This is a genomic window from Enteractinococcus helveticum, assembly GCF_020742345.1.
GTDB lineage: Bacteria > Actinomycetota > Actinomycetes > Actinomycetales > Micrococcaceae > Yaniella > Yaniella helvetica_A.
The window spans coordinates 1-6,247 of sequence record NZ_DYXC01000159.1 but is presented as its reverse complement, the minus strand read 5'-3'; the positions used below and the strand labels follow the sequence as shown (position 1 = coordinate 6,247).

The 6,247-nt window shown below is 54.1% G+C and carries 10 protein-coding genes; 2 read left to right on the top strand and 8 right to left on the bottom strand.

Going from position 1 to position 6,247, the window contains the following annotated elements:
• Positions 1-1,249: 1,249 nt before the first annotated feature.
• The 4 genes from K8V32_RS13785 to K8V32_RS13770 form a co-directional block, all read right to left on the bottom strand.
• Complete coding sequence (locus K8V32_RS13785) at positions 1,250-1,477, bottom strand: hypothetical protein (RefSeq protein WP_303908702.1); 228 nt, start codon at positions 1,475-1,477, stop codon at positions 1,250-1,252.
• Positions 1,478-1,728: 251 nt separating this feature from the next.
• Positions 1,729-2,595 carry a MetQ/NlpA family ABC transporter substrate-binding protein gene (locus tag K8V32_RS13780; RefSeq protein ID WP_303908699.1) on the bottom strand — a complete coding sequence of 289 codons (867 nt, stop codon included), beginning with the start codon at positions 2,593-2,595 and terminating at the stop codon, positions 1,729-1,731.
• A 55-nt stretch (positions 2,596-2,650) separates the two neighbouring features.
• On the bottom strand, positions 2,651-3,331 hold the full coding sequence (locus tag K8V32_RS13775; protein ID WP_303908696.1) for a methionine ABC transporter permease: 681 nt from the start codon (positions 3,329-3,331) through the stop codon (positions 2,651-2,653).
• Positions 3,328-4,332 carry a methionine ABC transporter ATP-binding protein gene (locus K8V32_RS13770; protein ID WP_303908693.1) on the bottom strand — a complete coding sequence of 335 codons (1,005 nt, stop codon included), beginning with the start codon at positions 4,330-4,332 and terminating at the stop codon, positions 3,328-3,330. The genes K8V32_RS13775 and K8V32_RS13770 overlap by 4 nt, the downstream gene beginning before the upstream one ends.
• A gap of 126 nt (positions 4,333-4,458) precedes the next feature.
• Here K8V32_RS13770 and K8V32_RS13765 point away from each other — a divergent pair, with 126 nt between their 5' ends.
• Both K8V32_RS13765 and K8V32_RS13760 read left to right on the top strand, forming a co-directional pair.
• Positions 4,459-4,857, top strand: a complete 399-nt coding sequence (locus K8V32_RS13765) for a DUF3151 domain-containing protein (protein ID WP_303908705.1) — start codon at positions 4,459-4,461, stop codon at positions 4,855-4,857.
• A gap of 9 nt (positions 4,858-4,866) precedes the next feature.
• Positions 4,867-5,082, top strand: coding sequence for a helix-hairpin-helix domain-containing protein (locus K8V32_RS13760; protein WP_303908690.1), 216 nt, complete (start codon positions 4,867-4,869; stop codon positions 5,080-5,082).
• Positions 5,083-5,125: 43 nt separating this feature from the next.
• On the opposite strand, the gene K8V32_RS14680 is transcribed toward K8V32_RS13760, so the two are convergent.
• From K8V32_RS14680 to K8V32_RS13745, 4 genes are all read right to left on the bottom strand, one after another.
• Positions 5,126-5,413, bottom strand: coding sequence for a type II toxin-antitoxin system RelE/ParE family toxin (locus tag K8V32_RS14680; protein WP_369681077.1), 288 nt, complete (start codon positions 5,411-5,413; stop codon positions 5,126-5,128).
• A 13-nt stretch (positions 5,414-5,426) separates the two neighbouring features.
• The gene (locus tag K8V32_RS13755; protein WP_303908687.1) at positions 5,427-5,648 is read right to left on the bottom strand and encodes an addiction module protein; all 222 of its coding nucleotides are present in this window, start codon (positions 5,646-5,648) and stop codon (positions 5,427-5,429) included.
• Positions 5,649-5,704: 56 nt separating this feature from the next.
• Positions 5,705-5,959, bottom strand: a complete 255-nt coding sequence (locus K8V32_RS13750; protein ID WP_303908684.1) for a PspC domain-containing protein — start codon at positions 5,957-5,959, stop codon at positions 5,705-5,707.
• 74 nt (positions 5,960-6,033) lie between these two features.
• Positions 6,034-6,247: choline/carnitine O-acyltransferase (locus K8V32_RS13745; RefSeq protein ID WP_303908681.1), on the bottom strand; the 214-nt coding region annotated here is incomplete at its 5' end.

The following is a 6,247-nucleotide window of genomic DNA, read 5'->3' as shown; positions in this document are numbered from 1 at the left end:
CTGTGCCTGCCGCAATACCGAGGCCAATGCTTTTCAGATAATTCTGTCCCATGTCGAGACTCTACCGACTGCGCATAGGTATATAAATAGGTCCGAGATATCGAAATGATTCAACACAAAACAGATGATCTGACTGTGCCTACGTTTTGAATGGGTCAACTGCGACGCACCAACTTTTGTTGCACAAGCATTCGACCGAGTTTCGGAAGCTAGGACGTCTCAAGAGAACCTGTTCTACACGAGAGATGCCCTTCAGCATCTGTTCGGCTCGCATATCAACGTAACGTGCGACAAGAAAAATATCTGAAAGATGCTGATTTGAAGCCTGGTGAAAGATTGGTTCGTGGTGGGGTACTCTATTGCGCAGCTCGTTTATTCGTGTCATGACTTGCTCTAACTGGTGTCTATACCGTAGATGTCGCGGAACTCCTTGCAACTGTGGCGAAATGAGCTGCCATATCGTCGTCTTGTATCGTTTCCCGAGGAGAAAACGCCAGAAACCGAACGATAATTCTGCTACCACCTTGCCTGGATATTCAAACTGTTGGTCTCGTGTTGCGCGGCGTATGGCTGATCGGATGTCGCGTTGAGCATGTGCAGAGAAAGGATAGGCGGGATCTTGATACCAACGCCCTCCTACGCTATGAGGAGCCAGAGCTGGATAGAATACGTTTCGTAGTAGGACTTGTGCATGTGCGACTATTTCAAAATAGGCTGCGGATAATTCAGCATTCCACAAATACAGTTCTGTGGTTGGCGCGTCGGCAGCACGGTACCGGTTTAATCTCTCGGTACTGACCCACTGTTCTCACAAGGACTCATCAGGTGTGTACATTGAATTCTCTGCATCGCATGATCGTGTTAGCGTTTACCTGAAAGCTCCGGAACGATCCCTGCCCTGAAAAATTGGGTACATCGCCGGAGTTACTGTTTTTGGGGTTCAACAGTAATCAGGTCTGCATCTCTGCTTATCAGGTACACAGTATGGATAAGCGCGCTATGGCAGATCCCTCACGTCGTCATTTTCCTCGAGATCAGTTACCTTCGACGGGGATAGCGTTGCGAGAATACTTTCTAGTTCTTGGTTTCCTCTTCTACACGGAGTGCTATTTGCTCGACCCTGCAATGTGCCAAAGAGAGACGGTGCAGAGTCGACCTGAGACCTCAGTCGATCTGAATCCTTGGCTGCGTGCAGTTATTCTCCGAAATCGTCTCATTCATCGTCGTTGGACGGTTGTTCATTCATGGGTCACGAGTCGTGAGTTTCGCCTTCTTCGGTGCTGGTGGCGCCGTCGTCATCCAGCGGGGTGCCATGTTGACCAGGCTGGTTGGCGTCGTCTTCGAATTCATCGAACTGTTCAGTGGTGGGTTCTTCTTCGACCGGGCTGGTGTCGTCATCAGCACCGCAGGCACTCAGCGTGATGGCTAGCAGGGCAGAACCGAGTAGGGCTACGGATTTTTGCCTTGGCGTTTTCATAAGCACTCCTTTGGCTTCGCAGTCATAGTAACTGCAAGGCGATGGTGTTCAGCTGTTGTTGGGAGATGGCGAATTTCACCGTATACCGTTGTGTTTCAGTACAACATGTGCCGGAAATGTGGGTCAATGCGCAAACGGTGACGGTGGTGAGTCCCCTTAATGTGCTGATGAGTCATTGCGGTTAAACACCAGGCGCGGTACCTGCCGTATTGTTGGACAGATACCGCGCCGTGGGTGTGAAGTGTGAGGGCTTACTCGCTTGGAGTGGCCGGGATGATTTCACCTTCGGGCCAGGTTTCGGTGATGTAGTCTGCGACCTCTTGAGAGTGCAGTAATTCATCGAGTTTTTGGATGGCTTCGTTGCCGTCACTGGAGGTGTTCCATGCCAGGACGTTGGCGTATGGGGAGTCATCGGCTTCTTCAACGATCAGTGCGTCGTTGACGTCCAGGCCGGCTTCGAGGAAGTAGTTGCCATTGATGATTGCAGCATCGATGGCGTTGTCGTCAACAACCTGGGCCAGGATTTCTGGTGGATTCTCTTCGAATTGCAGACCCAGGGGGTTCTGTTCTTCGGTCAGCGTCAGGGCTGCAGAGTCCTCGTCGATGTCTTGTAGCAGACCAACGGCCTCGAGTAACAGCAGGGCGCGAGGCTGGTTGCCGGCGTCGGAGGTAATCCCGATGGTTGCACCTTCGTCGATGTCTTCGACATTGTCATGCTGGGAGGAGAACAGCGCGTAGGGTTCAATGTGCACGCCCTCGCCGTGGGAGATCTCGTAGCCGTGGTCTTCGATCTGCTGTTCCAAGAATGGGATGTGCTGGAAGTAGTTGGCGTCCAGGTTGCCCTCATCCATCTGACGGTTTGGCAGCTGGTAGTCATCAAATTCCACGATGTCAATTTCCAGGCCGGCATCGGGGCCGAGCTCTTCAGAAACGTACTGCAGAATCTGACCGTGGGGGACCGGGGTGGCGCCGACGGTCAAAGTGGTGACGCCATCTTCGTTGGCGCTTGGGCCTTCAGCCTCTTCGGATCCGCCACCGCATGCGGCCAGCACGAGCGCTGATGCCGCAGCAAGACCGGTAAGAGCCAACCGGCGTGAGGTGCGTGATGATTTGAACATGTGTACTCCTGACATGGTTTTTCGTCTTATGACCGTGCGCTGATGTTAACGCGGATCAGCGGTGGTCAACAGCCGCTACTATTTTATCGCCAATCCATTGGATCAGCTGAACTCCAAGGACCATGACGACGATGGTCACGATCATGACCTGGGAGTCAAAGCGTTGGTAGCCGTAGTTATAGGCCAGCCGGCCCAGACCGCCGCCACCGATCAGCCCGGCCATTGCCGAATAGCCAATGAGCACCACGGTGGTGTTGGTGATTGCTGAGATCAGCCCGGGCAGGGCCTCGGGTAAGAAGACTTTGGAAACGATCTGGCCGTTGGACATGCCCATCACCTGGGCGGCATCCACGGTGCCGGAGGGGACTTCGCGCAGTGCGGTTTCTACCAGGCGAGCAAAGAATGGTGCGGTGGCAATGGTGAGCGAGACGGTTGCGGCCATTGGCCCGATCGAGGTGCCGATGAGCCACTGGGTGAACGGGATGAGTGCCACCATCAAAATCGCATACGGGATCGAGCGGGTGATGTTGACGATGATCGACGACAGCACAGCATAGAGCACGCGTATCGGTGCCAGCCCACCGGGTCGGGTTAGGTGCAGGATAATTCCGATGATCCCACCGAGAATTACGGTGGCGACCCCGGCGATGCCGACCATCACAATGGTCTCCCAGATCGCTTCCGGCAGTGCGGTTTGTAGTGCGCGGTTGTCGAAGAGTCCTTCAAACCAGTTCATGCTTGGACTCCTTGCTTGGCGCGCGCACGCACAGAGAATCCGTGACGGGCCAGGGTGGCTTCGATACCGGTCCTGTTAATGGGTGTGTCACTGTTGATGCCTAGCAGATAGTGCGCAAATCGCGTGCCGCTGAGGGTTTCAATATTGGCTGCGGCAATCTCCACGGTCACCGGGTTTTCGGCGGCAATGGTGGCACCGATCGGGGTATTGACGGCATCAGCCTTGCCCACCACTTCAATGACCATATCCGCGCTGACTTTATCATGCGTTGGCAGCGGCAACAGTGAACGCGACAGTTCCGAGTTCACATCGCCGGCTACCTCGGAAAGTTTTCCGGATTCCATAATTTTGCCGGCTTCGAGCAGCGACACCGAATCACACAGGTTTTTGACCACTGACATTTCATGGGTAATGATCACCACGGTCAGGTCCAGACGCTTGGCAACCGAGCGGATCAGATTCAAAACGCCCTCGGTGGTATTGGGATCAAGCGCTGAGGTCGGTTCATCGCACAGCAGCACATCAGGATCCGCCGCTAGGGCCCGGGCAATGCCCACCCGCTGACGCTGTCCACCCGATAACTGGGCGGGGTAGGTATCTTCCAGGCCCTGCAATCCCACCAGTTCAATCAATTCAATGGCCTTGGCCCGGCGCTCAGTCTTCTTCGTATTGACAATCTCCAGCGGCATCGCCACATTCTCGGCAACCGTACGCGAGGACAACAGATTTGCGTGTTGAAACACCATGCCAATACGACGGCGCGCATTGCGCAATTCGGTGTCAGACACCGCGGTGAGATCCTGACTGCCCACAATGACCTGGCCCTTGGTAGGGCGATCTAGCAGGGTCAAACATCTGACCAGGGTAGATTTACCTGCACCCGAACGGCCGATAATCCCGTGGATTTCGCCGTCGGCAATGTCTAAATGGATGTCGTCGATGGCCACGACATCCCTGGTGGGTTGCCGATACACCTTGGTAAGCTCTCGAACGGAAATCATGGTGTCCTTATGAACGGTTTACTTCTTGACTCAGTATAGACACTGACACATTCAGACAGCGTAGACTCAGCTCTAATGGCTTAGTGGAAGGAAATAAACGTGTCGTCACTCATCGGCAAGAATCTAATGGAACCAGAACCAACCTTGCTGCCCGAAGAACCCGAGGTGAAAGCTCGCTACGATGCTGGCGATCTGCCCGAGGAAATCGCTCAGCGTTTCCCTGCTTCCTCACTGGCTTGGGCCATGGCCTCCGAAGATGCCTGGGACGACGGACGCGAACTGGAATCTTATGCTTACGCTCGTGTCGGCTACCACCGCGGCCTGGACGCGCTGCGCGGTGCCGGTTGGAAGGGCGCCGGCCCCATCCCGTGGACGCACGAACCTAACCGCGGTTTCTTACGCGCACTGTACGCGCTGGGCCGAGCAGCTGCGGCCATTGGCGAAACCGACGAGGTTGACCGCATTACCAAGTTTTTGAATGATTCGGATCCCACGGCTTCCGAGCAGATCGAAGCCGCCAAGTAAAAGCCCGTTATGGCCACACCGGATGTTCGTCCTGTGGGTGATTTACCCAATGAGATGGGGAAAACTGCTCCGCGAGAGTTACAGGCTGCAGGGATCGACTCCCTGGCTAAGGTCAGTCAGCACACCGAAAAAGAACTGTTGGCTATTCACGGTGTCGGGCCGAAAGCTATCCGTATCCTGGCTGAAGCACTGGCGGCAAAAGGTCTGAGTTTTCGTCAGGAATAGACGAAGATCCTCAGTCGGCAACGCGACAGAAAAGTCCTAACTATTACAGAATTCTGCCGTGATACTGTCCAGGATCTTGACGGGTATGAATGAATGCGATGATGTCAATTTCTTGCTGAAGGTCATTCACTACATACCAAATTCGATATGGGAAAATTCTGAGTACAAAACGGCGAGCATTCCTATGAATAGGCCGGTAGGAACGTGGGTTTGTCTGAAGTTCTTTTTCTGCTGCCCTGATTTCACTTTCGAATCGAGAGAGTTGATGGGGCGCTTGTTCCGCGTACCACGCAAATGCTGTCGATAGGTCGTGGTAAGCCTCGGTCTCCACGAAAGAGAATAGATCACTGGTATTGGCGCTTGATACGATCCCAAACTTCTGCAGAACTTATTTTATCGTCTGGGTTTGCGCTCTGAGCTGCTAGTCGCTTTTCTACCAGTGCTGCTTCTTCAGGAGTCACTGGTAGCGCATCAAACTGCACAGAACTCAGCAGCTCCTGTGCCAGTTCAAGTTTGTCGACGTCGTCGAGCCCTTGAGCTTCCTGTAGAAGTCTGCGATCAACCATGTTTTCATGATACAAGGTATCGTCCAACGACGAAACGGAGCAGAAGTTGCAAGCGCTTAGCGGGCGGACGGGCGTCCGCCGAATAGTCGTTCCAGTGGGATGCTGCCGTCCTGCCACGGTGTGATGATCCACATGACGAAGTAGAGAACCCATCCGACGACCGGCAAGAGGAAAGCGATCAGCACCAACAGTCGGACGAGCCAGACATTGAGCTTCATCTTGGAGGCGAGGCCTCCGGCTATACCGCCCAGCATCCGTTTGGGGCCTCTGCGAAAGCCCGTTTTGCGGATCGAATCAAATAGCGCGCTCATAGCACTGACGCTACGCTAATTCTGTGCCCGCGACAATACAAAATCATGGTCAAGGCGTGCTGCTGAGTCAAGGCTTAGATCGCGGCTGTGAAATTGTAAAGCAGCTCGGCTGCTGGTTCCAGCTTGCTCAGAAAGATTTCAGCCTGCCCAGCTTCGTCACCCCAAGTCACCATGAACTCGATGCCCTCCAGAACAGGTGTATAACTCACTCCAAAACCATCGACACACGCTGGAGCAAACAGACTGCGAACAACTACCTCGGCGTTACCGAGCGTTGATGTTGACAGG

Bases quoted from the DNA above. Each gene is read 5' to 3' on its own strand.
- K8V32_RS13785 (WP_303908702.1), bottom strand. From the start codon at position 1,477: ATGAAAACGCCAAGGCAAAAATCCGTAGCCCTACTCGGTTCTGCCCTG.
- K8V32_RS13780 (WP_303908699.1), bottom strand. From the start codon at position 2,595: ATGTTCAAATCATCACGCACCTCACGCCGGTTGGCTCTTACCGGTCTT.
- K8V32_RS13775 (WP_303908696.1), bottom strand. From the start codon at position 3,331: ATGAACTGGTTTGAAGGACTCTTCGACAACCGCGCACTACAAACCGCA.
- K8V32_RS13770 (WP_303908693.1), bottom strand. From the start codon at position 4,332: ATGATTTCCGTTCGAGAGCTTACCAAGGTGTATCGGCAACCCACCAGG.
- K8V32_RS13765 (WP_303908705.1), top strand. From the start codon at position 4,459: ATGGAACCAGAACCAACCTTGCTGCCCGAAGAACCCGAGGTGAAAGCT.
- K8V32_RS13760 (WP_303908690.1), top strand. From the start codon at position 4,867: ATGGCCACACCGGATGTTCGTCCTGTGGGTGATTTACCCAATGAGATG.
- K8V32_RS13755 (WP_303908687.1), bottom strand. From the start codon at position 5,648: ATGGTTGATCGCAGACTTCTACAGGAAGCTCAAGGGCTCGACGACGTC.
- K8V32_RS13750 (WP_303908684.1), bottom strand. From the start codon at position 5,959: ATGAGCGCGCTATTTGATTCGATCCGCAAAACGGGCTTTCGCAGAGGC.